Here is a 26,118-nt window from a genome sequence, read left to right as displayed (position 1 = left end):
TTACCCCGCCTGAACGCTTCCGCATGTGTTGTCCGGCGCATCCGCATGTGTCACTCAACGCTTCCGCATGTTCTCATAAGCGCATCCGCATGTGTTTATGAAAACAAAAACGGCTTGGATATTCGCGCAAAAAGATTAAATTTGTATCAGAAAACACAACTTAAAAAGATTCGTTATGAAGACATTATCCAATTCCCGTCTTACCATTCAGGTTTCTCCGCATGGCGCCGAACTGTGCAGCATTGTCTGTAACGGCAAAGAGTATCTTTGGCAGGCTGATCCGGCTTTCTGGAAACGCCATTCTCCGGTACTGTTTCCCATCGTGGGAAGTGTATGGCAGAATACTTATTCTGTAAACAACCGCTCTTTTAATCTTACCCAGCATGGGTTTGCCCGCGACATGGATTTCGAGTTGATTTCCGAAACAGCCGATGAAATTCGTTTCCGCCTTTCCGACAGCGAGGAAACTCGTGCGAAATATCCCTATCCGTTCTGTCTGGAAATAGGTTACCGCTTGGAAGGAAACAGAATCCGGGTAATGTGGCAAGTAAGCAACCCCTCGGATGAAGATATTTATTTCCAGATAGGAGCGCATCCGGCGTTTTATTATCCGGGTTTCAACCCCACGGAAAATCGCAGAGGCTTTTTCGGTTTCGACTGTAAAGAAAGTTTAAGATATTTGCTTATCGCCGAAAAAGGTTGTGCAGACACGTCGAAATCCTATCCGCTTATGCTCGATGCAGACGGGTTGCTTCCTATTGACATACATACATTCGACCGCGATGCACTGATACTGGAAGACAGTCAGGTAAAAGAAGTGACGCTTTACGATAACGACAAGCAACCTTGCTTGAGCCTGTATTTCGATGCGCCGGTAGTCGGATTATGGTCTCCTCCCGGTAAAAACGCCCCGTTTGTTTGCATCGAACCGTGGTACGGTCGTTGCGACCGTCATGGATATACGGGAGATTTCAAAGATAAAGACTGGATACAACATCTTGCTCCCGGCGAGGTGTTCCGTGGCGGATATATCATTGAGATAAAATAAAGAACAAAGGCTGTTTTGAAATGGATGTTCATTTTCAGACAGCCTTCATTTGTACCCCTGAGTTCTATTGATTTTTTAGAGCCTGTTTAAATTTTCCGATTAAGTATTTTTATCCGCCCCTTTTTGAGTTTGTTTCCGGTCTGTTTCCCCGTTTTTATTCGTCAGATAGCCCGCTATCCTCCTCGTAAAAGCCGAAAAACATCCTCGAAAACAATTCTCAAACTGAGGCAGAGCAAAATTTAAACAGGCTCTTAGAAAAAATACTCAAATTCGTTTTGTATATTCAAATAAAGCCGTATCTTTGCATCGCTTTTCAGAAGAAAAGATTGCCGAAATAACTCAGTTGGTAGAGTAACTCATTCGTAATGAGTAAGTCGCGGGTTCGAGTCCCGCTTTCGGCTCGACAAGCGCATTTATGCGCTTTTTTTATTGCGATGAATATAAGTTAAAGATTAAGCAAAAGAAAGACTGTCATTTCAAAATCCTGAGATGACAGTCTTTTTTTATCGTGGTATTGTAAGAAACTATTCTGCTGTGAGTGTTGCTTTGTTGCGCGCATAGAGGTCGTCGATGATGCCATCAGACAAACCGATTACCGGGACGTAAATATACGTAGCCCCGATAATGTTGGCTATGGTCAGAAAGATTTCTCCTGCCGGAACGATTACGTCTGCACGGTCGGGTTTCAGGCTGTATTTTTCCATACGTTCTTCTACCGACAATGATTTCAGGTCTTCATGCAGGGCACTGAGTGTAGTTACCAACATGCGCAGTTGTTTCTTTTCTTTTTTTTCTGCCAAGCGGTACAGCTTGTTGATGTTTCCTCCCGAACCGATGATGTTGGTTTGCGGGTACGACTGCGCCAACTCTGCCATGTCTTTCTTCAGTCTTTCCCATTCTTTTTCTTTTACCGCATTGTTCAGAATACGTACTGTACCGATGTTGTAAGAACGGCTGCACATCAGTTCACCTTGCGACAGCAGGTTGATTTCCGTACTGCCACCGCCCACATCTACATAAATGTAATTTCCCTTGCGGTCTTCCATGCACTCCAGATGGTTGTTATAGATAATCTTCGCTTCTTCTTGTCCGTCGATTATCTCTATTTGGATGCCTGTTTTTTTCTCAATACGTTTTATAATGTCTTTTCCGTTTTGGGCATCACGCATGGCAGACGTGGCACATGCACGGCAGTATTTCACGCCGTAAATCTCCATCAGGTTGCTATACGCTTTCATCAGGCGAATCATGTTTTTTTCTTTCTTTTCCGATATTTCGCCTTTCGCAAAAACATCAAATCCCAAGCGTAACGGAACACGTAATAAAATTTCTTTTGAAGAGCGGATTTCTCCGTCTTTCTCTGACATTCGTTTTATCAGCAACCGGACAGCATTCGAACCGATGTCAATGGCTGCATACGTTGCTGAATCCTCTTTATCTTTTGCCATAATGTTTTGTAGTTTTATATGATTATTCGCCTGTACCGGCGTTTTCTGCTAAATAATAATCGTATAATGCTTCTTGTGAACGGAACGGGGGATTCTCGCCGATGTCTTGGAATTGGTTTTCTCCTTTGCCGTCTACGATGCGTCCCTGAAGTGTATCGTTCAGCCCGTATTCTACGATTCGTTTCATTTCGCCCTTTATCGCCGGGTCGAATACCGGAGTTACCACCTCGATGCGGTGGTCTAAGTTCCGCGGCATCCAGTCTGCCGAGCCGATAAATATTTTCTCTTCACCTCCTGCCGCGAAGATGAAGATGCGCGAATGTTCCAAGTATCGGTCTACGATTCCCCGGATGCGAATGTGGTCGCTCACTCCTTCGATGCCCGTTACCAGCGAACAGTTGCCGCGTACCAACAAATCAATGTCTACCCCCGCCCGCGATGCTTCATATAGCTTTTCTACCATGATAGGGTCGGTGATGTGGTTGATTTTTATTTTGATATATGCCGGTTTGCCTGCTTTTTTATTCTTTATTTCGTCGTTGATTAGCGTAATGAACTTCTTCTTCATTTCGTTGGGCGAAACAAGCAGGTTTTTAAAGCGTACCGGACTGTAAGGACGTTCGATGAAATCGAATACCGAATCTACTTCTCTTACTAATTGGGGGAGTGCGGTCATCAATACACAGTCGGTGTACATGCGCGCATTTCCTTCGTGGAAGTTTCCGGTACTGATGCAGGCTATGTCCGGACCTTTTTTCATGCCGATGTGGGTAATCTTTGAGTGGACTTTCAATCCCTCTACGCCGAAAATTACTTTGATACCTGCATCTTGCATCTTCTTAGACCAGTTGATGTTGGAAGCCTCGTCGAAGCGTGCCAACAGTTCGATGACAACCGTGACTTTCTTTCCGTTGCGTGCCGCAGCTATCAACGCCTTGACTACTTTCGATTCTTTAGCCAACCGATACAGCGTTATCTTCACGCTTTGCACTTGTTTGCTTACAGCCGCCTCCTGAAGAACCCGGATGAAAGAGTCGAAATTATGGTAAGGCACGTGGATGAAACGGTCTTGCTGGCGAATCTTTTCTAAGATACTGTCCGGGCCGTCCAGCTCTTTCTTCAAGATAGGAGTCCACGCCGGATATTTCAAATCCGTATGTCCGCAGTCGGGGAAACGCATCAAGTCTTTATGGTTCTGATAACGTCCGCTTTCTAATACCGTGTCCAGCGTATCCAAATCTAATTTCTTCAATACACGTTTCAGCAGGTCTTTCGGCATCTCACTGTCGTATAATACACGCAGCGGTTCGCCCCGTTTGCGGCTCTTTACGCCTTTCGATATCTTCTGGAGCGTACCTGTACGCAGGTCATTGTCGATTTCCATTTCCGCATCGCGTGTAAACTTAAAGGCGTAGGCTTCAAATTCGGTGTAGCCCAAGCCTTCGAATACTAACGGCAGGCAGCAGCGCACTACGTCATCCAAGTACATCAGGTAACTCTTTCCATCCGAATCCGGAAGCCGCACGAAGCGTCCGCATACATTGACGGGAAGTTCCATAAACGCATAGTCCGATTGAGCTTTAGGCGATTTCCGGCTAACTTTTACTGCCAGATAGATATTTTCATCGTTTTCACTGTCGAGCAGTTTGACCGCCGAAAACCACACCGGAATCATCAGTCCGCTCAGGTTCTTTTTGTAGTACGAACGGATAAACTCCAACTGTTCGGGAGTAATCTCGCTATCTGTGATTTGGTAAATGTTTTCTTTCCGTAATTCCTGCGTAATCTGATGAACCGTGGCTTCATACTCTTTCATGTAGCCGGAGTTCAGCTTGTTGATTTGCTTGATGAGCTTCATCGCATGTTCTCTTTCGTGCGAGGCCGCACGGTCGCCACATTCGGCTATGCGGTTTTGGGTAGCCATGCGTACTCTGAAAAATTCATCCAAGTTATTCGAGTAAATGCCTAAAAAAGACATACGCTCCAATAAAGGCACGTGAGTGCGCGTGGCTTCCTGCAAAATACGTCGGTTGAAATACATCCAACTGATATCCCTTTCAAGGTAATAAGTCTCTTGTTTTTTCTTCTGTACCATAACAAATTCGTACTTTTTTGCAAAGAAAAGCATTTTATGTTACAAAAGGATTTCAAAATCTCCCTTTTTTCTGTTTTTAAGAGCCTGTTAAGCCTAAATCATTAGGTTTCGGGTTTAACAGGCTCTCATTCGTATGGTGTATTGTTTTAAGCATCTTCATCCCCATTGAAGAAAAGAACAAATCCGGCGATCAGCCATATCATGAATATCGTTGTTACGATTCCATGTAAAAGTTCCTCGTAAGGGCTGCCTTGATAATATAGGTAAAAAAGGATGGCAGGCATTACGGCGTAGAGCGACAAATAGTAGGTTACTTTCCAGCGTGCCAACGTTTTTTTCGTTTTGATGTAGCCTGTCGGTTCTGTTACTTCTACCCACGGGGTTACTTTCCCGTAGAAAAGTTTGTCGTTTCGTACTTTTTGGGTTGCATAGATTATTAATAGTAAAAAACTGACTACAGTTGTGAATATTATTGCATAGAAGAACATGTCGCTTTGGAATCCGTAGTCAACTCCGTCTACTAAGTCTATAACCCAAAATATGATAAATATGTTTTGAAACTCTGATAGGTAACGCTGTTTGTAGATTTGGGTAATTCGGTTATTCATAGTGTTTTGATTAAGTGATTAATATCATTTGTTCGTGTTAGAAATAGGAGGATACCGTCACGCTATTGGCAGATGCCGGCGGAAAGCGCACGAAAGTAGGCAACCGCTGCAACGGTTGGATAAACTGCCCGATGGGGGGGGAGTGTCGGTTATCATCGTGTATAACTTAAAGGTTGTTTCGTTTTGCAGGGCAATTTATGTTAAAAAATCGGATTATGCAAATAATTTGTAATAAATTAAGAGACTGTCTGATGCCGGCAGATAAGCAGAATCAAACAGTCTCGGTTACAATGGTTGGTTATATGTTGGTGTGTGTTTATACGAAATCTTCTACCATATACATGTGGTGCGGCTGACTTTGAGGTAAGAAATATTCTAACTCATCTACGATTACATGTTCTGCCGATTTAGCCCAGCGCATGAAGTCGGGGTTGGGACGGTAAGTTTCAGAGAAAGCAAGCAGGCGTTCCAAGTTGAAATCTTCATCGGTTACTCCCGCTCCATTTCTTACGGCATCGAACGCATTGCATTCTTGTTCGATGTGTGCCGGAACCATCAGGATAGGTTTGCCTAAATACATTGCTTCGCAGATAGACTCGAAACCGGCGGTGCTGGCGTATGCTTTACATCCCGCCATGCGGCGCAGGAAGTCTACATCGTCTAACTGGTGAAAATACAGCGTATCGTCTATCTTCTTTACCGGATCGTTTTCCTCTAAATTGTCCCAAAAGAAGTGGAGGGGAACGTCGGGGTATTCCTTATGCCAGCGGCGCACGCTTTGGGCAAAGCCCGCATTCAGCAGGTAGCCGTGGATATAGTTTCCCTCGGTGGCTTCTTGTATAAATACGTCCGACCGGAGCAGGGGAGGGATGACGCGGATGGTTCCGTCGTCTGCCATCGGATGGAACGACAACGCCAGTTTCCGTTTCGCGCCCAGCGCAGTAAGCCGTGTAAAAAGATTGAGCAGAAACATGCTCCAACGTTTTTGTTTGGGCAGCTCGAAATCGCGGTGAAGGAACAGGTACTGATGTCCGATACATACCTGCGGAACCGACGGGCGGAAGAAGAAGTAAGTCAGCCCCGTAAGCAGTTCGTAGAAATTAATTACCAAGTCGGCTTTGCTCTCTTTTATCCGCCGATGGATGAAGTAAACGCTTTCGGCGTATTCGGGCAGCTTGAACAGGTTATAAACCACGCTGCGCGGCAGGTTGGCGCGACAGTTTGCCTGCGTGGGCAGGAAATTGGGACTGGTGAACTGCTTGATGGGTGCGTGAATGCTGCGCACGAAGAACCCCGGCAACCGCCGTGCTTCGCTTTTCCCCACCAGAATCTCGACCACGTCGTGCCCGTTGTCGCGTAACAGTTTTTCTAACGAAATGGCTTGGGTCAGATGTCCCCGCCCTTCGCCCTGAACGATGAATAATATTTTCATGATGCTATATTTAGAGCCAATACGTTGGAACCGGATTCGCGCAGGGCAAAATCGGAGTAATACATCACCTGCCAGTTGCCCTCATTATCTTCGGTCAGTGCCGAAAGCGTTTCTACCCAGTCGCCCGAATTCAGGTAATGAATGCCGTCTATCATGCTGTTCTCCGGATGATGGATGTGTCCGCAGATAACGCCGTCGCATTCCCGTGCGCGGGCGAAAGACACAAGCACACGCTCAAAGTCGGAAATATACGATACGGCAGTTTTCACCTTCTGCTTGATGGCTTGCGAGAGTGAGTAGTAAGGCTTTCCGTGTTTCACCCGGTAACGGTTATACAGTCCGTTGAGCCACAGCAGCAGCGTATATCCGATGTCGCCCAACTTGGCAAGCCATTTCATTTCCGTCGTCACGCGGTCGAACACGTCGCCGTGGGTTACAAAGTAATAACGTCCGTTGCTCTCCAGCATGTAGTCTTTCACTATCTGGATGTTTCCGAAACGCAGCGGAACCAGACTGTCCAGAAAATCATCGTGGTTTCCCCGCACGTAGATAACCTCCGTTCCGTGTTTCTCCATCATGTTCATAATGATTTTAAAGAAGCGCGTATGCTCCGGCTTCCACTTCTTCACGCCCGACTTCTGTAAGTTCCATCCGTCGATGATGTCGCCGTTCAGTATCAGACGCTCACAGTCTACGCTGCTTAAAAAGTCGCTCGCTTCGTTTACTTTCGAGTGGGTTGTTCCCAAATGGATGTCCGATAAAACCACCGTTCGGTAATAAGGTCTTTGTTCCATAGTTTTACAGATTAAGAAACCGCATTATGCCATGTCTTCAAGCGTGTACATCGAAGAGATTTCGTACAGAAATTCTTCTGCCATCAGCTCTACGTTTTCGATGGCATCTTCCACCGTTTCGCCGTAAGCAAAACACTGTTCATGCTCCAGCAGGTAAGCGTAATACTCTCCTCCGGGCAAACATTCTACTACGTATTTTCCAGCAATAACTTCCATAGCTATACATGTTGAATTTAAATCTGCCCAAAGGTCATCAATTTGTGTTTCAAACCCGTGTATTCGTTATTACGTTTCTATGAAAAAAGGCTTCGGAAGACGAATCATGCCTTCCAAAGCCTTCTGATTATAAGTAAAAAACACATGCGGATGTTTTCATTAACGCATCCGCATGTGTTCGGTAACGCATACGGTAGAGTTACCTGTCTTTACCGCTTATGTTTTTGCATAAACTCAATGTGTCTTTTTTTGCCGTCTCAACGGTTAGAATCGGTATCCTACACCGATTGCAAAGTTCATGTTACGGGGTTTGTCACCGTCGTAATCGTTGTCAAAGTGATACGGTGTGATAAATCCGTTTTGTCCGGTGATGTTTATCAGGTAGTGTTCTCCCAGTTCTACGCCTACACCCCACTGGATACCCAAGTCGAAGCGTTTCCAGTTCATTCCGTCGTCGGCAAACATTTTGTTGCTTTTCGCATTGTCAATGTGCAGTTTCGATTTGCCGCCTACCCCGATACCTAAATAAGGACCGGCGTTAACAACAAATTTCACATCATCTGTAATGGGGAATTTGTAGGCAGCCGTTAAAGGGATATCCAAGTAAATAGGCCGGGCTGTAAACTTCTCTCCCTCAAATTTGTATTTGAAACCTTTAGAGGTAACCATCAGCCCCGGCTGAAAAGCCCAATGTTCGTTAAACTCATAATCCATACCTATACCCGCTGTAAATCCGGGCAATACTTTTGAGTTGTCCAACTTGGTCATGTTCCCAAAGTTCATGCCGAACTTCACGTCCCATCTCAGCTGTGAGAAGCCTGCTACCGCAAACATTCCCATAATCAATGTCAGTAATACCTTTTTCATTTTTGTTTGTTTTAGTTTCAGTCCTTCCCCGGTAGACTTATTGTTTTTTATTTGCGCGAAACGCAGGGGCTACCTTTCTGTTGTTTTTGAAAGGTTCGTTTCTATTTTTTTGCTAACAACAAAAGTAGCGAATTGTTTGATAGCTTGATTAATAAATGTATTAAAAGAACAAATTTACATAAAAACGGCACACCGGACGGCAGGATAAAAAACAAGGCACGAACTGCATATCTCTGCCGCTCGTGCCTTTCTGTCTTAATAAAAGAAGGACAATATCCGGGTTTAATAGATTTCTATCTTCGAAGCCAGCTTTTTACATTTTTCGCGCAATGCGTTGAGGTCGCCATCGTTCTTGTCGTAACAAACTACCACACCCATGCGGCGGTTCAGTTTGGTAAACGGTTTGCCGAAGATACGCAAATACGTGTTGGGTTGCGAGCAAACCAGCTCTTCGCCACGGTAGCGCGGCGTTTCCTTGCTTGCTATCGGCGACAGGATGACAGCGCTTGCCCCGATGTGTTCTTGGGTAATGCCCGGAATGGGTAAGCCCAATACGGCGTAAAGATGTAGTTCAAACTCATTTAAGTTTTGCGTATTGGCAAGCGTAACCATGCCGGTGTCGTGCGGACGCGGAGAAAGTTCAGAGAAGTAAACACCCTTATCGTGGCTCAGGAAAAACTCTACGCCCCACAGCCCGTATCCCGTCAGTGCCTCGGTTACTTTGGCAGCCATGCGCTGTGCCTCCGCCAAATGTTCGGGAGCAATGTGTGCAGGCTGGAAGCTTTCGCGGTAATCGCCACCCTTCTGAACGTGACCGATAGGAGGGCAGAACAGCGTAGGCCCATTTTTCTGAGTAACAGTAAGCAATGTAATTTCACTGTCGAACTGGATAAACTCTTCGATAATCAGTTCCTTGATGTCGCCACGGCTACCGCTGCATCCGTAATCCCATGAGTATTGCAGGTCTTCGGGCCCTTTGGCTACCGACTGCCCTTTTCCCGATGAAGACATCAGCGGCTTGATTACACACGGATAGCCAATCTTTTCAGCCGCTTCTTTCAGCTCTTCCAACGAAGTGGCATAAAAATATTTTGCCGTTTTCAGTCCCAGCTCTTTGGCAGCCAAATCACGGATAGCCTTGCGGTTCATGGTGAAATTAACGGCACGCGCACTCGGCACTACCTGAATTCCCTCTTTTTCCAAATGGTAAAGCCGTTCGGTGCGTATGGCTTCGATTTCGGGGACTATGATGTCCGGATGGTATTTTTCTACAACGCGGTCGAGCGCTTCGCCGTCTAACATATTGAACACCTCGCAAGCGTCTGCCACCTGCATGGCAGGAGCGCCCGCGTATGAATCACAAGCTACGATGTATTGCCCCAAACGTTGTGCGGCAATGGTAAATTCCTTTCCTAACTCGCCGGAACCCAGCAAAAGTATTTTCTTAGTCATATTCGTTTTTAGTTTGGTATTGGCAAAGATAACCTTTTAAATTGAAAGCATCAAGTGAATAGGGCGGGGAAATAAGAATATTCGAAAAACGGAGCTTGAAGCAAGAATATTATTCCCACCGCCATCGCTATAAACCAAAGCAGGATAAGGATAATCTTTGTTGAGGTAGACATGGGTTTCCACTTACCGAAACCTTGCAGGATGAGTTGCAGCAGTCCTACCACCGGGATACCGATAGCCAGCAGTCCGCAAACAGCTATGGTGATGGCGATAGTCGGCGAGTTGCCAATCAGATTCCAGTCAATGTAAGGCAGGGTGTTATAAAAAGCTGCCGGGATGCTTACCAGTATGCCTGTAGCAGCCATAAGCAGTGCGAACAAAACAATCAGCCCTACCAACAATGCCGGGGCGCAACAAATGGCTACGAGTATCAGAAACAGCTTCAGCAAGAATCCGATGACCGCCACAAAAGCATTGCCCAAGCGGTGGAGAAACGAGCGGGGCTTGTCGGAATGTGCAAACTCGTTGGCGCGTTCAAATCCGTTCGTCACCGTCTTGCCGATGTTGGTTACATTGATCGGTTCGCCGCGCATTTGCAACTTCTCGGTAGCCGTCTGCGCCATCGGGATGACAATCCAAGCTATCAGGTAAGCCAGTATCAGTCCGTGAACGAAGCATCCGAACACAATGAGTATGATACGCACCCATGTGGGGTCCCATCCGAAGTAAGCCGAGATACCCGAAATCACACCGCCCAGTATGCGGTCGTCCGGATTACGGAACAGCCGGCGCGATATGTTTTTGTCGGTATCCTTCTTCTCTTGTTCCTCGTCCGCCTCATCATTTAAATCTTCCGGTTTACCCATGCGGGCTATCACGCTCTCCACTATCTCTATCGTTATCACCTGCTTCCCGTCGCGGATACATTCGTTAAACAGTTCGGCGATGCGTGTTTCTATGTCGCGCACAATTTCATCCGCCCCTTCCTGCTTGCGGAAATGATAGCGCAGGTTATTCAGGTAATTATCCAGTAAAACATAGGCATCCTCATCTATGTTATAAACGGTTCCGCCCAAATTGATTGTCAGTGTCTTTTTCATAATATGTTAGCTGTTAGAAGTTTTTGTCTTAAGTGATTTACAGTATCCGAAAGGTCATCCCAAGCAGTTTCCAGTTCGGAGAGAAATTCTTCGCCTTGTTTCGTCAGTTGGTAGTACTTGCGGGGAGGCCCCTGTGTCGATTCCACCCACTCGTACGACAAGAGTCCATCGTTTTTTAACCGGGTGAGCAGCGGATAAAGCGTACCCTCTACCACAATCAGCTTGGCTTCTTTCAGCTTCATGATGATATCCGAAGCGTAGGATGCCTCCCGGTGTAACAGTAAAAGAATGCAGTATTCCAACATCCCTTTACGCATCTGTGATTTTACATTGTCTACATTCATTTGTATTTCAATAATTGTTTGTATGGCACAAATATATGTTTTATTTAAATACCTTGTATTGCATAATACTTTATTTTTGATGTTTTTAACAAAAAAAGCTGCAAGGAGCAAGCCTTTGTGCGCACGAAATCGTATATTTGTACGCAGTACGAACTAACAGCCTGTTTTAATGTTGCTTAGCTTGGTTTTGAAACCTGAAAAATTCTACCCGTAGCGTTAACCAACGCTATGGGAAGAAAGGAGGAACTTATCCGCATGGGATGAGGGTTTCTTGCGGTAGTGTTTTGCAAGGCAAAATCACAGCCGGTTTCACGGTATGGCAAACGGGTGGAGGACAATGCTTGAACAGACTATAAATACTTCATTATTATGGGTTTATTATCATCCCTGTTCGGGGGAAGTAAAACAGATGGAAATCAGACCGGACAAGACGAGAAAAATTTTGAAATACTAAAATACGATGGGATTCGCGCACGGAACATGGGGCAACTTGCCTACGCCATTAAATGTTTCGAGAGTGCCGTTGCGCTGAACGACGAACCGGAAACTCTGGGGCTGCTGGCTAACGCTTATTTGCAGACGGGACGTTTGGAAGACGCCCGCCACACGTTGGAGCGGCTGACTGTAAAAGACGCTACGAACCTGAGTGCATGGCTGGCGCTTGCCAACGTATGTTATATGCAGGAAGACTATGCAACCATGAACGATGTTTGCCAGAAAGCGCTTGCTTTAGACGACAAAAACGCCACCGTGTATTACCAGTCGGCACGTGCTGCTAAAGGATTGAAAAACGACTTGCAGGCAGTTGTGTTGCTGACCAAAGCCCTCGTGCAGGATGACGGGTTTATCAACGCCTACCTGCTGCGCGCCGAAATCTTGTGGGAGATGCGTCAGGCGAAAGATGCGAAAGAAGACATACAGAAAGTGCTGCAACTGAGCCCCGACAGTGAAGAAGCTCTGCTGCTGAACGGAAAAATAGACGCGGCGTTAGGTAATGTGGAGGCGGCATTGCAAGGCATCGACCACGTAATATCGCTGAATCCTTTCCACGAAGAAGGTTACTTGCTGAAGGCAGGGATATTCCTCTTGCAAAAAGACTTTGACAAGGCGATTGATACGTATACCGAAGCGATGGAACTGATGGAAGATAACGCCCGCCTGTATCAGGAGCGCGGACGTGTTTATCTGCTGAAAGGCGATAAGGAAAAAGCCGCTGCCGACCTGAAGCGAGCCATCGAACTGAACCCCGAAAGCGAAAACCTGATAACGGGGAATTTTAAGAATTACGAAGCCAAGAATGGCTGAAAGGAAACTTTTTGTTACAGATTCTTGGTGTGAACGTATAATTCGTTATTTTTGCAAAAAATGAATTGACGGAATGCAAGTAGCTATTATCAAATATAACGCCGGCAACCTTTTTTCGGTTGACTATGCGTTGAGGCGGCTCGGAGTGGAGCCTGTCATTACATCGGACAAGGAACTGTTGCTGAAGGCTGACAAGATTATTTTTCCCGGAGTGGGCGAGGCGGAAACCACCATGAACCACTTGCGGGCAAACGGACTTGACCTTTTTATAAAAGACTTGAAACAACCCGTACTGGGCATCTGCTTGGGGATGCAGCTCATGTGCCGCCATTCGGAAGAGGGAGATACCGACTGTCTGGGTATTTTCGATACCGATGTGTGCCGTTTCCTCCCGAAGAAGCATGAGGATAAAGTGCCTCACATGGGATGGAACACGATAGGGCAGACATGCAGCCCGCTGTTTCGGGGGTTCGGGAAAGAAGAGTTCGTTTATTTCGTACACAGTTACTACGTTCCGGTGAATGTCCATACGGCAGCCGTAACCGATTATATCCTGCCTTTCAGCGCAGCGTTGCATAAAGATAATTTCTATGCCACGCAGTTTCATCCCGAAAAGAGCGGGAAGGTAGGCGAACGCATCCTTTCTAATTTTTTAAATCTCTAAACCGATAACACTATGATAGAACTGATTCCGGCTATCGACCTGATTGATGGAAAATGTGTCCGTCTGTCGCAGGGCGATTACGATACCAAACAAATATATAATGAAAATCCGGTAGAGGTGGCGAAAGAATTTGAAGCGTACGGCATCCAGCGCCTGCATGTGGTCGATTTGGATGGTGCGGCTTCGCAGCACGTGGTAAACTATCGGGTGCTTGACCGTATAGCCGGGCAGACTTCGCTGAAAATTGATTTCGGCGGGGGCATCAAGAGCGATGAAGATTTGGTAATTGCTTTCGACAACGGGGCGCAGATGGTTACGCTGGGCAGTGTGGCGGTTAAACACCCGGAACTGTTCGACAAATGGCTCGGCATGTACGGAAGCGAGAAAATCATCTTGGGTGCCGATACGAAGAACGGCAAAATAGCCGTGAACGGCTGGAAGGAAGAAAGTACGCAAGAATTGATGCCTTTTTTGGCAGACTATATAAATAAAGGTGTAAAGAAGGTACTCTGTACAGACATCAGTCGCGACGGTATGCTGGAAGGACCTTCCGTAAACCTGTATAAGCAAATCATGGAGGCGCATCCGGAGCTGCACCTGATAGCCAGCGGCGGAGTAAGCCGGCTGGATGATATATTGGCTTTGGAAGCGGCGGGAATCCCGGCTGTGGTTTTCGGCAAAGCCCTCTACGAAGGTCGTATCACGTTGAAAGAACTCAGCTCATTAATATAAATATATGTTAGCGAAACGAATTATCCCCTGTCTGGATATAAAAGACGGACAGACGGTGAAAGGAACAAACTTTGTCAATCTCCGCGAGGCAGGCGACCCCGTGGAGCTGGGCAAGATGTACAGCGAACAAGGAGCCGATGAACTGGTTTATTTAGATATAACCGCCAGCCACGAAGGACGCAAAACGTTTACCGACTTGGTACGCCGTATTGCCGCCGAAATCAACATACCTTTTACGGTAGGCGGAGGAATAGGCGAGCTGGCAGATGTCGACCGCCTGCTGAATGCAGGGGCAGATAAAGTTTCGGTCAATTCAGCGGCAATCCGTAATCCGCAGTTGGTGAATGATATAGCCAAATATTTCGGCTCGCAGGTCTGTGTGGTGGCTATTGATGCACGCCAAACTCCGCAAGGATGGAAATGCTATCTGAACGGCGGACGTCTGGAAACCGACCGTTACCTGATGGATTGGGCAAAAGAAGTAAACGACAGAGGAGCGGGAGAAATTCTGTTTACCAGCATGGATCATGACGGCGTGAAAAACGGATATGCCAATGCTGCTTTGGCTGAATTGAGTGAAAGCCTTACCATCCCTGTAATCGCTTCGGGCGGCGCCGGGAAGAAAGAACATTTCCGCGACGCATTCTTGGAGGGCAAGGCGGATGCTGCACTGGCTGCCAGCGTCTTCCATTTCGGGGAAATACCCATCCCTGAATTAAAGGCTTACCTGCGCAGCGAAGGAATTAATATACGATAATATGATGTAAAGCAATATAAAGAGAATATGGAACTTGATTTTGAAAAAATGAACGGACTTGTTCCGGCGATAATCCAAGATAATTATACCCAGAAAGTATTGATGCTGGGGTTTATGAACAAAGAAGCGTATGACAAGACGGTAGAAACAGGTAAGGTAACCTTCTTCAGCCGCACAAAAAACAGATTGTGGACGAAGGGCGAAGAAAGCGGGAACTTCCTGCACGTGGTTTCGATTCAGGCAGACTGCGATAAGGATACCTTGTTGATAAAGGTACATCCCGAAGGTCCGGTCTGTCATACGGGAACAGATACTTGTTGGGGAGAGAAAAACGAGCAAGACATCATGTTCTTGAAAGAACTGCAAGACTTCATCGACAAACGCCACGCTGAGATGCCCGAAAAGTCGTATACCACCAGCCTGTTTAAGTCGGGGGTAAACAAAATGGCACAGAAGGTTGGCGAAGAAGCCGTAGAAACCATCATAGAGGCTTGTAACGGAACCGATGAACGGCTGATTTACGAAGGAGCGGATTTACTTTACCATCTGATTGTGCTGCTGACATCGAAGGGGTATCGCATTGAAGATTTGGCGCGCGAGCTGAAAGAACGCCATAGCGAAAACTGGAAAAAACACTGATAACGCATGGAAGAACAACCGTTAGTCTCCTATAAAAATGTGTCGATTAATCAGCAGGGCTTGGGAATCCTGTGCGATATAGATTTCGAACTGCACAAAGGCGAATTTGTTTACATAATCGGGAAAGTGGGAAGCGGAAAATCCACTTTCCTGAAAACCATTTATGGCGAATTGGACGTATGCGAAGGTGAAGCATGGGTTTTGGGGTATAACATGCGTACCATTAAATATAAGAACATAGCGCCTTTGCGCCGTAAGCTGGGAATCGTTTTCCAAGACTTCCAGTTGCTTACCGACCGAACCGTATACGAGAACCTTGCATTTGTGTTGAAAGCAACCGGATGGAAAAACCGCACCGAAATCGATGAAAGAATCAACGAGGTGCTGGAGCAGGTAGGCATGAGCAATAAAGGATATAAAATGCCCAACGAACTTTCGGGAGGTGAACAGCAGCGAATCGTGATTGCGCGCGCTATTTTGAACAAGCCTGAAATTATACTGGCAGACGAACCGACCGGCAATTTGGACGTAGAAACCGGATGCCGGATTGTGGAATTGCTGCGTGAGATATGCAGCCAAGGGTCTGCCATCATCATGACAACCCATAATTTGAATCTGCTTTCAGAATACCCCGGCGAGGTATTCCGTTGTGAAAATCATCGAATGGTAAAGATCAGTTCCTAATAGAAATATTTATGGTAATAAAAACTATTTTAGATACAGATTTATATAAGTTTACCACTTCGTATGCTTATATCAAATTGTTTCCGTATGCGGTAGGAACGTTTTCTTTTAAAGACCGCGATGAAACCGAATATACGGAAGGCTTTCTGAATGCTTTGAGAAATGAAATTCAGAACCTGAAGTTGGTGGCGTTGACAGAGGAAGAATTGGAATACATGTGCAGCCATTGCCGTTTTTTGCCTCGTGTGTATTGGGAGTGGCTTTCTTCGTTCCGCTTCGATCCGCAGAAAATTGAGGTTTATTTGGATGAAAACCGCCATCTGCACATGGAGGTAACCGACTATCTGTATAAAGTAACCCTTTATGAAGTTCCTTTGCTGGCTATCATATCCGAAATAAAGAATCAATTCCTGAATAGGATACCGGATAAGCACAGTATCTTGGAAAAATTGGAAGGGAAGATTGTTTTGTCGAACAATCATGGAATGCTCTTTTCTGAATTTGGAACACGCCGTCGTTTTTCGTTTGAGGTACACGATATCGTTGTTGCCTATTTGAAGGAACACGCCCGTTTCTGTACGGGGACTTCAAACTGTTACTTTGCCATGAAGTACGATATGAAACCGATGGGGACGCATCCGCACGAGTGGTTTATGTTCCACGGAGCGCAGTTCGGGTATAAACATGCCAATTATATGGCTTTGGAAAACTGGGTGAATGTTTACGATGGTGATTTAGGTACGGCACTGTCGGACACTTATACTTCAGACTCTTTTTTGAGTAACTTTAGCAGGAAACAGGCAAAGCTGTTCGACGGTGTCCGCTGTGATTCCGGCGATGAATTTGAGTTTATCGAACGCCTGATAGCACGTTATAAAGAGCTGGGCATTGACCCTACCACAAAGACTATCATCTTCAGCAATGCGCTTGATTTTGAAAAAGCATTGAGCATCTATGAATATTGTAAAGGGAAAATACGCTGCTCATTTGGTATCGGTACCAACCTGACGAACGATACCGGTTATCAGCCTTCAAATATCGTGATGAAACTGTCGCGCTGTAAGATGAATCTGAACCAAGAATGGCGTGAATGTGTTAAATTGTCAGACGATATGGGTAAACACATGGGAAGTATCAGTGAAGTGGAAGCCTGTTTGCACGAATTAAGGATAGAAGGCGAATAAAATGTCGAATAATTCCAATCAGCGGTGTTGTTATGTGAATTTGTAGTTAAATCGGATAAAAAACTTTCATTTTATTTGATTGTATCGAAAGAATGTTTACCTTTGCAGCGTTAAAATAAAAAAGAAGAGATGAATAGATTGTTTTTACATATTTTGCTATGCGGTTTGATTAATCTACTGGAAACCCCGGTGGGAAGTGAGTCGTGTGCATATAATTGTTAGATGTAAAAACAAAAATGATATAAAGCCTTTCTCACTTCCTTGTGCGAAAGGCTTTTTTTTGAAGTAACAAATGATAAAAAGATAAAAGCAATCAGACTATGAGTGACAGATTATTTATTTTCGACACTACGCTTCGCGATGGGGAACAGGTTCCCGGTTGTCAGTTGAATACCGTAGAAAAGATTCAGGTAGCGAAACAACTGGAAGCGTTGGGAGTGGACGTTATTGAAGCTGGATTTCCGGTTTCAAGTCCGGGAGATTTTAATTCGGTGATTGAAATATCAAAGGCAGTAACATGGCCTACTATTTGTGCATTGACCCGTGCCGTTCAAAAAGATATCGATGTAGCTGCCGATGCTTTGAAATATGCCAAACACAAACGCATCCATACAGGTATCGGAACTTCCGACCCGCATATCAAATACAAGTTTAATTCCACCCGCGAGGAAATCATCGAACGTGCGGTGGCGGCTGTAAAATATGCCCGTAAATATGTAGACGATGTAGAGTTTTATGCCGAAGATGCCGGACGTACTGAAAATGAATATCTGGCTCGTGTGGTCGAAGCTGTGATCAAGGCGGGGGCTACCGTGGTGAATATTCCCGATACTACGGGCTATTGCTTGCCGGATGAATACGGTGCCAAGATAAAATATCTGATGGAGCATGTAGACGGCATTGACAAAGCGATAATTTCTACCCACTGTCATAACGATTTGGGTATGGCTACGGCCAATACCATCAACGGAGTGTTGAACGGTGCGCGTCAGGTAGAAGTTACAATAAACGGAATTGGTGAGCGTGCGGGAAATACTTCGCTGGAAGAGGTGGCAATGATATTACGTTGTCATAAAGACATTCATATTGATACGAATATCAATACCCAGAAGATTTATCCTACCAGCCGAATGGTTTCCAGTCTGATGAACATGCCGGTTCAGCCCAATAAGGCAATCGTAGGACGCAATGCGTTTGCCCACTCTTCGGGTATTCACCAAGACGGTGTGTTGAAGAATGTACAGACTTATGAAATTATCAACCCGAAAGATGTGGGTATTGATGATAACGCCATCGTACTGACGGCACGTAGCGGACGTGCAGCATTGAAACATCGTCTGCATGTGCTGGGGGTTGAAATGACTCAGGAGAAACTGGATAAGGTGTACGAAGACTTCTTGAAACTTGCCGACAAGAAAAAAGATATTACCGACGATGATATTCTGGTTCTGGCGGGAGCAGACCGTAACGTAAACCATCATATTAAGTTAGAGTATCTTCAGGTGACGAGTGGGGTAGGAGTTCGTTCGGTTGCCAGCTTGGGATTGAATATTTCTGGAGAACATTTTGAAGCGGCAGCCACAGGAAACGGTCCGGTAGACGCTGCCATCAAAGCGGTGAAGCAGATTATAAAACGCCAGATGACGCTGAAAGAATTTACCATTCAGGCTATCAGCAAAGGAAGTGACGATGTAGGTAAAGTTCACATGCAGGTAGAGTATGACGGACAGATGTATTACGGCTTCGGTGCAAATACCGACATCATTGCCGCTTCGGTAGAGGCTTACATTGATTGTATCAACAAATTCAGAAAATAACGAAACGAGAAAAAATGGCTAACACATTATTTGACAAGATTTGGGATGCACATGTAGTGCAGGAGGTGAAAGAAGGACCTACACAATTATATATAGACAGACTTTACTGTCATGAAGTAACCAGTCCGCAGGCTTTTGCCGGATTGCGTGCGAGGGGGTTGAAGTGTTTCCGTCCGGAGCGTATCTATTGTATGCCCGACCACAATACGCCTACTCATGACCAAGATAAACCTATTGAAGACCCCGTATCGAAAGCGCAGGTAGACGCTTTGGCGAAAAATGCCGCCGATTTCGGCCTGACACACTTCGGGATGATGAACAAGAAAAACGGTATTATCCACGTAGTAGGTCCGGAACGCGGGCTGACTTTGCCGGGCATGACCATTGTTTGCGGCGACTCGCATACCTCTACTCACGGGGCAATGGGAGCGATTGCTTTCGGTATCGGAACCAGCGAGGTTGAGATGGTAATGGCTTCGCAATGTATCTTGCAGTCTCGCCCGAAAACGATGCGTATCACGATTGACGGTACGCTGGGAAAAGGGGTAACGGCTAAAGACGTGGCCTTGTATATGATGTCGAAGATGACCACCAGTGGTGCTACGGGATACTTCGTAGAGTATGCCGGAGAAGCAATCCGCAGCCTGACGATGGAAGGACGCCTTACGCTGTGTAACCTGTCTATCGAAATGGGAGCGCGTGGCGGTATGATTGCTCCCGATGAGGTGACTTTCGAATACATTAAGGGGCGTGAATATGCTCCGAAAGGCGAAGAATGGGACAAGGCGCTTGCTTACTGGAAAACATTGAAGAGCGACGACGATGCCGTATTCGATAAAGAAGTGCGTTACGATGCAGCCGATATCCAGCCGATGATTACGTATGGCACGAATCCGGGTATGGGCATGGCAGTTACGGCGCATATCCCTACTACCGAAGGAATGAGTGATGTAGAAAAAGGTTCGTTTGAAAAATCAATGAAATACATGGGCTTTGAGCCGGGTGAATCGTTGTTGGGCAAGAAGGTTGATTACGTATTCCTCGGTGCATGTACCAACGGACGTATTGAAGACTTCCGTGCTTTCGCTTCCATCGTAAAAGGACGGAAGAAAGCCGATAACATCATCGCATGGTTGGTTCCCGGCTCATGGATGGTCGACGAACAGATTCGCGAGGAAGGGTTAGACAAGGTGTTGGAAGCTGCCGGTTTTGAAATCCGTCAGCCCGGATGCTCGGCTTGTCTGGCGATGAACGACGATAAGATTCCGGCAGGCAAATACGCTGTATCGACGAGTAACCGTAATTTCGAAGGACGTCAGGGACCGGGTTCTCGTACCCTGCTGGCAAGTCCGCTGACTGCTGCCGCTGCCGCTGTAACAGGTGTGATTACCGACCCCAGAACATTAATGTAATTTTATCATGACATTATGAAACAGAAATTTAATATCATAACAAGCACTTGTGTGCCTTTGCCTTTAGAGAATGTAGATACAGACCAAATCATCCCGGCTCGTTTCCTGAAAGCCACTACACGCGATGAGAAGTTTTTCGGCGATAATCTGTTCCGCGACTGGCGTTATAATCCCGATGGTTCGTTGAATAAGGATTTTGTATTGAACAATCCTACTTACAGCGGTGAAATTTTAGTGGCAGGAAAAAACTTCGGTAGCGGTTCCAGCCGCGAACATGCAGCGTGGGCGATTGCCGGTTACGGTTTCCGCGTGGTGGTTTCAAGTTTTTTTGCCGACATCCATAAAAATAACGAGCTGAATAACTTTGTGCTTCCGGTAGTAGTGAGCGAAGGATTTCTGAAAGAATTGTTCGATTCGATTTATTCCGACCCTAAAACAGAGGTTGAAGTAAATCTGCCTGAGCAGACCATAACGAACAAGGCAACCGGAAAATCGGAGACCTTCGAAATCAATGCCTATAAGAAACATTGTTTGATGAACGGACTGGACGACATTGATTTTCTGGTAGAGAATAAAAGTAAAATAGAAGCCTTCGAAGAGGCACGTAAATAAACTGCTTATATGGAGAATCATCCGAGAATAGAAATCATGGACACGACGTTGCGCGACGGTGAACAGACCAGCGGCGTTTCGTTCGTGCCCCATGAAAAGTTAATGATAGCCCGCTTGTTGCTCGAAGATTTGAAAGTCGACCGTATCGAAGTGGCTTCAGCACGTGTGTCTGAAGGAGAGTTTGGTGCGGTGAAGATGATATGCGACTGGGCGGCACGACGTAACATGCTGCCTCGGGTGGAAGTGTTGGGATTTGTCGACGGCAAGGTGTCGGTCGATTGGATACACGATGCGGGATGCCGCGTCATTAATTTGCTCACGAAGGGTTCGGAAAAGCACTGTAAGTACCAACTGCAAAAGACGCTGGACGAACACATCGAAGACATACGCAGCGTGGTTGCCTATGCTCATGAGCGCGATATGGACGTAAATGTCTATTTAGAGGATTGGAGCAACGGCATTAAGGATTCGCCCGATTATGTGTTCGGGTTGGTAGACGGACTGCGGGATACGGGAATCAAGCGTTTTATGCTGCCCGATACGTTGGGCATACTGAACCCCTTGCAAGTCATAGAGTTCATGCGCAAGATGAAAAAACGTTATCCTGATTTGCATTTCGATTTCCATGCCCATAATGATTATGATTTGGCAGTAAGCAATGTGTTGGCTGCCGTGTTGAGCGGCGTAAAGGGACTGCATACCACCATCAACGGATTGGGGGAACGCGCCGGTAACGCCCCTCTCGCCAGCGTACAGGCTATCTTGAAAGACCATTTCCATGCCATAACGAATATCGACGAGAGCCGCTTGAACGACGTTAGCCGCGTGGTAGAGTCGTATTCCGGCGTAACGATTCCTGCCAACAAGCCCATCGTGGGCGAGAGCGTGTTTACGCAGGTGGCGGGAGTACATGCCGATGGCGACAATAAAAACAACCTGTATTGTAACGATCTGCTGCCCGAACGTTTCGGCAGGGTGCGTGAGTATGCGTTGGGAAAGACTTCGGGGAAAGCAAACATCCGCAAGAACTTGGAGAGTCTGGGGCTGGAGCTTGACGAGGATTCGATGCGGAAAGTAACCGAACGTATCATCGAACTGGGCGACCGCAAGGAATTGGTGACGCAAGAAGACCTGCCCTACATCATCAGCGATGTGTTGAAACACGACGGGGCGCAGAACAAGGTAAAACTGTTGAGCTACTTCGTTACGCTGGCTCAAGGACTGAAACCGATGGCTACGCTGAGTATCGAAATCAACGGAAAGGTATATCAAGAGAGTTCATCCGGCGACGGACAGTACGACGCTTTCGTGCGTGCGCTCCGTAAGATTTATAAGGGAACGCTCAACCGCAAATTCCCCATGCTTACCAATTATGCCGTGACGATTCCGCCCGGCGGACGCACCGATGCGTTTGTGCAAACCGTTATCACGTGGAATTACGATAACCGTGAGTTCCGTACCCGTGGGCTGGATGCCGACCAGACCGAAGCGGCAATCAAGGCAACCATTAAGATGTTGAATATAATAGAAGAGTAAGCCTACTCGATAAGAACCTAAAACGAAGAAAAAACATGGATTTTAAAATTGCAGTATTAGCCGGCGATGGCATCGGACCTGAAATTTCGGTTCAGGGCGTAGATGTGATGACTGCCGTTTGTGAGAAGTTTAACCATACAGTTAGTTATAAATACGCACTTTGCGGCGCACATGCCATCGACGAGGTGGGCGACCCGTTCCCTGAAGATACTTACCGTATCTGTAAGGAGGCTGATGCCGTATTGTTTTCGGCGGTAGGCGACCCGAAGTTCGATAATGACCCTACGGCGAAAGTGCGTCCCGAACAGGGATTGCTGGCGATGCGTAAAAAGTTGGGATTGTTTGCCAACATCCGTCCGGTACAAACCTTTAAATGCCTGCTTCATAAGTCTCCGCTTCGTGCCGAGCTGGTAGAGGGAGCCGATTTTCTCTGCATACGCGAACTGACCGGAGGTATGTACTTCGGCGAGAAATACCAAGACAATGATAAGGCGTACGACACGAATTATTACACCCGCCCGGAGATAGAACGCATCCTGAAAGTAGGATTCGAGTACGCCATGAAACGCCGCAAACACCTCACCGTGGTTGATAAGGCAAACGTATTGGCTTCTTCTCGGTTGTGGCGGCAGATTGCACAGGAGATGGCTCCCAAATATCCCGAAGTCACCACCGACTACATGTTCGTCGATAACGCTGCGATGCGCATGATTCAAGAACCCACATTCTTCGATGTCATGGTAACCGAAAACACCTTCGGCGACATCCTGACCGATGAAGGCTCTTGCATCAGCGGTTCGATGGGACTGCTTCCCTCGGCATCTACCGGAGAAAGCACGCCGGTGTTCGAGCCCATCCACGGCTCATGGCCGCAGGCTAAGGGACTGAACATCGCCAATCCGCTGGCACAAATCCTTTCCGTAGCCATGCTGTTCGAGTATTTCGACTGCAAAGAAGAAGGTGCACTGATTCGTCGTGCCGTTGATGCCTCGTTGGATGCTTGCGTACGCACTCCTGAAATCCAAGTAGAAGGCGGAGCGAAATACGGAACAAAAGAAGTTGGTGCTTGGATTGTAGACTACATCAAGAAAGCATAATACATACCCCGTATATACACTGAGGCTGCTGTCTATTTCTACCCAAAATTAATTCGTTGATTAACAGGTAGAAAAGACAGCAGTTTTTTTATTAAAACGCAAGCGGTAGCGTTGCCTGTTTCTATTCGAACAACTCACCCTTTCTACCGCAAGGGATGAGTCGTCTTTGCGGTAGTGTTTATTCTGCGATAAATTATTTTTGAGAAACATTTTCTTGTGTCTGCCAAAACTATTATCTTTGCATCCCGAATTATAGGAAGACGCAATGTGTAGTTTTTTTTATAAATATAGGGAATTGGATAAGAATTAATACCTGAAATTACTTTTCAGTAATTCAGGTATTTTTTTTATTTATGAAGAGGCAAACTAAACGATAAGACGAAATTATGGAACCACTGAAACATGAATGCGGGGTCGTGCTGATACGTCTGCTGAAACCTTTGGAGTATTATCAGGAAAAGTACGGCACGTGGATGTATGGACTGAACAAGCTGTATCTGATGATGGAAAAACAGCATAACCGCGGACAGGAAGCGGCAGGGCTGGCTTGCGTGAAATTACAGGCAAATCCGGGAGAGGAATATATGTTCCGCGAGCGTGCGTTGGGCGCGGGGGCGATAACCGAAATCTTCAGCACCGTGCATTCGCAATTCCGCGATCTGACACCCGAACAGATGAGCGATGCCGAATATGCCAAGACATGCCTTCCGTTTGCGGGAGAACTTTATATGGGGCATTTGCGCTATTCTACTACGGGAAAGAGCGGAATATCGTACGTCCATCCGTTTTTGCGCCGCAATAACTGGCGGGCGAAAAACCTTGCGCTGTGCGGTAATTTCAATCTGACCAATGTCGACGAGATTTTTGCAGACATTACAGCTTTCGGTCAGCATCCGCGCAAGTATGCCGATACGTATATCATGTTGGAGCAGGTGGGGCATCGCCTCGACCGCGAAGTGGAACGGTTATATAATGAATGTAAGGCGGAGGGACTGGAAGGCATGGCTATTACCCATGCGATAGAAGACCGCATCGACCTGACCAATGTACTGAAAACCTCTACTCCGAAGTGGGACGGGGGATATGTTATCTGCGGACTGACCGGTAGCGGAGAAACCTTTGCCGTGAGAGACCCGTGGGGCATCCGTCCGGGCTTTTGGTATATGGACGATGAGATTATGGTGTTGGCATCGGAGCGTCCGGTTATCCAGACGGCGCTGAATGTTCCTGTCGACAGCATCCATGAGTTACAGCCGGGGCAGGCTATCCTTGTTAATAAAAAGGGAGAGATGCACCTTGCACAGATAAACGAGCCGAAGGTGAAAAAGGCTTGCTCGTTTGAGCGTATTTATTTCAGCCGGGGCAGCGACATCGACATCTACCGCGAACGCAAGCTGTTAGGTAAAAAACTGGTGGACCCGATACTGAAAGCTGTTGATTATGACGTGGTTCATACCGTGTTCTCGTTTATTCCCAATACGGCGGAAGTAGCCTTTTACGGCATGTTGGAGGGCTTTGACAACTATTTGAACCAGTTGAAAGTACAGCGCATCGAGGCTTTGGGGCATAAGCCCAGCCATACAGAGCTGGAGCAAATTCTTTCGCAGCGTATCCGCAGCGAGAAGGTGGCTATAAAAGACATTAAGCTGCGTACATTCATCGCCGAAGGAAACACCCGCAACGACCTTGCCGCCCATGTATATGATATTACGTACGGAAGTCTGATTCCTTACGAAGACAATCTGGTGATTATCGACGACAGCATCGTGCGCGGTACTACCCTGAAGCAAAGTATCATCAGCATCCTCGACCGTTTGCATCCGAAGAAAATCGTCATCGTATCCTCTTCTCCGCAAGTGCGTTACCCCGATTATTATGGAATAGACATGGCAAGCATGGAGCAGTTTATCGCTTTCCGTGCAGCCATCGCCCTGCTGGAAGAGCGGGGGATGCGTGATACCATCGAGTCGGCATACCGCAAATCGAAAGCCCAACTGGGTTTGCCGAAAGAACAGATGGTAAACTATGTGAAAGAAATCTATGCACCGTTTACCGACGAAGAAGTTTCTGCCAAGATGGTAGAACTGCTCACCCCTGCCGGAACACAGGCGAAAGTAGAGATAGTCTACCAAACACTGGATGGATTGCATGAAGCATGTCCGTCGCACGAAGGCGACTGGTACTTTAGCGGTGATTATCCCACTCCGGGCGGCGTGAAGTTGGTTAATCAGGCATTTATCGACTATATAGAACAGAACTACACGTTTTGACTTCC

24 protein-coding genes and 1 tRNA gene are annotated in these 26,118 nt (G+C 46.5%); 15 read left to right on the top strand and 10 right to left on the bottom strand.

All coding sequences use genetic code 11. The features are described 5' to 3' along the window. Nucleotides 1-175: 175 nt before the first annotated feature. Both M3085_RS02605 and M3085_RS02600 read left to right on the top strand, forming a co-directional pair. Nucleotides 176-1,048, top strand: a complete 873-nt coding sequence (locus tag M3085_RS02605) for an aldose 1-epimerase family protein (RefSeq protein WP_249052219.1) — start codon at nt 176-178, stop codon at nt 1,046-1,048. Between the two features lie 328 nt (nt 1,049-1,376). Then, nucleotides 1,377-1,449, top strand: a tRNA-Thr gene (locus M3085_RS02600). 123 nt (nt 1,450-1,572) lie between these two features. Here M3085_RS02600 and M3085_RS02595 read toward each other — a convergent pair. The 10 genes from M3085_RS02595 to M3085_RS02550 all read right to left on the bottom strand — a co-directional run bounded on the left by M3085_RS02595 (nt 1,573) and on the right by M3085_RS02550 (nt 11,404). Further along, nucleotides 1,573-2,496, bottom strand: a complete 924-nt coding sequence (locus tag M3085_RS02595; RefSeq protein WP_178255711.1) for a Ppx/GppA family phosphatase — start codon at nt 2,494-2,496, stop codon at nt 1,573-1,575. A 22-nt stretch (nt 2,497-2,518) separates the two neighbouring features. Then, nucleotides 2,519-4,591, bottom strand: coding sequence for an RNA degradosome polyphosphate kinase (locus tag M3085_RS02590; RefSeq protein WP_249052218.1), 2,073 nt, complete (start codon nt 4,589-4,591; stop codon nt 2,519-2,521). A 146-nt stretch (nt 4,592-4,737) separates the two neighbouring features. Continuing rightward, a complete protein-coding gene (locus M3085_RS02585) occupies nt 4,738-5,199 on the bottom strand; it encodes a hypothetical protein (RefSeq protein ID WP_191710388.1) in 462 nt (153 codons plus the stop codon). A 316-nt stretch (nt 5,200-5,515) separates the two neighbouring features. After that, nucleotides 5,516-6,631 carry a glycosyltransferase family protein gene (locus tag M3085_RS02580; RefSeq protein ID WP_249052217.1) on the bottom strand — a complete coding sequence of 372 codons (1,116 nt, stop codon included), beginning with the start codon at nt 6,629-6,631 and terminating at the stop codon, nt 5,516-5,518. Further along, nucleotides 6,628-7,425, bottom strand: coding sequence for a UDP-2,3-diacylglucosamine diphosphatase (locus tag M3085_RS02575; protein ID WP_191710391.1), 798 nt, complete (start codon nt 7,423-7,425; stop codon nt 6,628-6,630). The genes M3085_RS02580 and M3085_RS02575 overlap by 4 nt, the downstream gene beginning before the upstream one ends. A 24-nt stretch (nt 7,426-7,449) precedes the next feature. Further along, nucleotides 7,450-7,641, bottom strand: coding sequence for a type II toxin-antitoxin system HicB family antitoxin (locus M3085_RS02570; RefSeq protein WP_178255706.1), 192 nt, complete (start codon nt 7,639-7,641; stop codon nt 7,450-7,452). A gap of 264 nt (nt 7,642-7,905) precedes the next feature. Beyond that, entirely contained in the window at nt 7,906-8,508 is a 603-nt protein-coding gene (locus M3085_RS02565; RefSeq protein ID WP_178255705.1) for a porin family protein, read from the bottom strand. Between the two features lie 282 nt (nt 8,509-8,790). Next, the gene (purT, locus tag M3085_RS02560) at nt 8,791-9,960 is read right to left on the bottom strand and encodes a formate-dependent phosphoribosylglycinamide formyltransferase (RefSeq protein ID WP_204500854.1); all 1,170 of its coding nucleotides are present in this window, start codon (nt 9,958-9,960) and stop codon (nt 8,791-8,793) included. A 50-nt stretch (nt 9,961-10,010) separates the two neighbouring features. After that, a complete protein-coding gene (locus M3085_RS02555; RefSeq protein WP_178255703.1) occupies nt 10,011-11,060 on the bottom strand; it encodes a PspC domain-containing protein in 1,050 nt (349 codons plus the stop codon). Then, nucleotides 11,057-11,404, bottom strand: coding sequence for a PadR family transcriptional regulator (locus tag M3085_RS02550; RefSeq protein ID WP_178255702.1), 348 nt, complete (start codon nt 11,402-11,404; stop codon nt 11,057-11,059). The genes M3085_RS02555 and M3085_RS02550 overlap by 4 nt, the downstream gene beginning before the upstream one ends. Nucleotides 11,405-11,773: 369 nt before the next feature. On the opposite strand from M3085_RS02550, the gene M3085_RS02545 reads away from it, so the two are divergent. From M3085_RS02545 to M3085_RS02485, 13 genes are all read left to right on the top strand, one after another. Next, nucleotides 11,774-12,709: a tetratricopeptide repeat protein gene (locus tag M3085_RS02545; RefSeq protein ID WP_204500845.1), complete on the top strand. Its 936-nt coding sequence runs from the start codon at nt 11,774-11,776 to the stop codon at nt 12,707-12,709. A gap of 73 nt (nt 12,710-12,782) precedes the next feature. After that, entirely contained in the window at nt 12,783-13,373 is a 591-nt protein-coding gene (gene hisH / locus M3085_RS02540) for an imidazole glycerol phosphate synthase subunit HisH (RefSeq protein WP_178255700.1), read from the top strand. Between the two features lie 12 nt (nt 13,374-13,385). Further along, entirely contained in the window at nt 13,386-14,105 is a 720-nt protein-coding gene (hisA, locus tag M3085_RS02535) for a 1-(5-phosphoribosyl)-5-[(5-phosphoribosylamino)methylideneamino]imidazole-4-carboxamide isomerase (protein ID WP_178255699.1), read from the top strand. A 4-nt stretch (nt 14,106-14,109) separates the two neighbouring features. Next, on the top strand, nt 14,110-14,862 hold the full coding sequence (gene hisF / locus M3085_RS02530; RefSeq protein WP_249052216.1) for an imidazole glycerol phosphate synthase subunit HisF: 753 nt from the start codon (nt 14,110-14,112) through the stop codon (nt 14,860-14,862). 27 nt (nt 14,863-14,889) lie between these two features. Continuing rightward, the gene (hisIE, locus tag M3085_RS02525) at nt 14,890-15,501 is read left to right on the top strand and encodes a bifunctional phosphoribosyl-AMP cyclohydrolase/phosphoribosyl-ATP diphosphatase HisIE (RefSeq protein WP_178255697.1); all 612 of its coding nucleotides are present in this window, start codon (nt 14,890-14,892) and stop codon (nt 15,499-15,501) included. 6 nt (nt 15,502-15,507) lie between these two features. After that, on the top strand, nt 15,508-16,185 hold the full coding sequence (locus tag M3085_RS02520; protein ID WP_249052215.1) for a cell division ATP-binding protein FtsE: 678 nt from the start codon (nt 15,508-15,510) through the stop codon (nt 16,183-16,185). Nucleotides 16,186-16,196: 11 nt separating this feature from the next. Beyond that, nucleotides 16,197-17,369, top strand: a complete 1,173-nt coding sequence (pncB, locus tag M3085_RS02515) for a nicotinate phosphoribosyltransferase (protein WP_178255695.1) — start codon at nt 16,197-16,199, stop codon at nt 17,367-17,369. A gap of 320 nt (nt 17,370-17,689) precedes the next feature. Next, entirely contained in the window at nt 17,690-19,186 is a 1,497-nt protein-coding gene (locus tag M3085_RS02510; protein ID WP_178255694.1) for a 2-isopropylmalate synthase, read from the top strand. Nucleotides 19,187-19,200: 14 nt separating this feature from the next. Next, the gene (leuC, locus tag M3085_RS02505; protein ID WP_178255693.1) at nt 19,201-20,598 is read left to right on the top strand and encodes a 3-isopropylmalate dehydratase large subunit; all 1,398 of its coding nucleotides are present in this window, start codon (nt 19,201-19,203) and stop codon (nt 20,596-20,598) included. Nucleotides 20,599-20,613: 15 nt separating this feature from the next. Continuing rightward, complete coding sequence (gene leuD, locus M3085_RS02500; RefSeq protein ID WP_191710395.1) at nt 20,614-21,210, top strand: 3-isopropylmalate dehydratase small subunit; 597 nt, start codon at nt 20,614-20,616, stop codon at nt 21,208-21,210. 9 nt (nt 21,211-21,219) lie between these two features. Next, nucleotides 21,220-22,746 (top strand): alpha-isopropylmalate synthase regulatory domain-containing protein, encoded by a 1,527-nt coding sequence (locus M3085_RS02495; RefSeq protein ID WP_178255691.1) that lies wholly within the window; start codon nt 21,220-21,222, stop codon nt 22,744-22,746. Nucleotides 22,747-22,781: 35 nt separating this feature from the next. Further along, entirely contained in the window at nt 22,782-23,843 is a 1,062-nt protein-coding gene (gene leuB, locus M3085_RS02490; protein WP_178255690.1) for a 3-isopropylmalate dehydrogenase, read from the top strand. A 386-nt stretch (nt 23,844-24,229) separates the two neighbouring features. Next, complete coding sequence (locus tag M3085_RS02485; RefSeq protein WP_178255689.1) at nt 24,230-26,113, top strand: amidophosphoribosyltransferase; 1,884 nt, start codon at nt 24,230-24,232, stop codon at nt 26,111-26,113. Nucleotides 26,114-26,118 lie beyond the last annotated feature (5 nt).

It is taken from the genome of Bacteroides caecicola, from assembly GCF_023337095.1.
Taxonomy (GTDB): domain Bacteria; phylum Bacteroidota; class Bacteroidia; order Bacteroidales; family Bacteroidaceae; genus Phocaeicola; species Phocaeicola gallinarum.
Note: the sequence above shows the minus strand (reverse complement) of the source record. Positions and strands in the feature narration are given on the sequence as shown.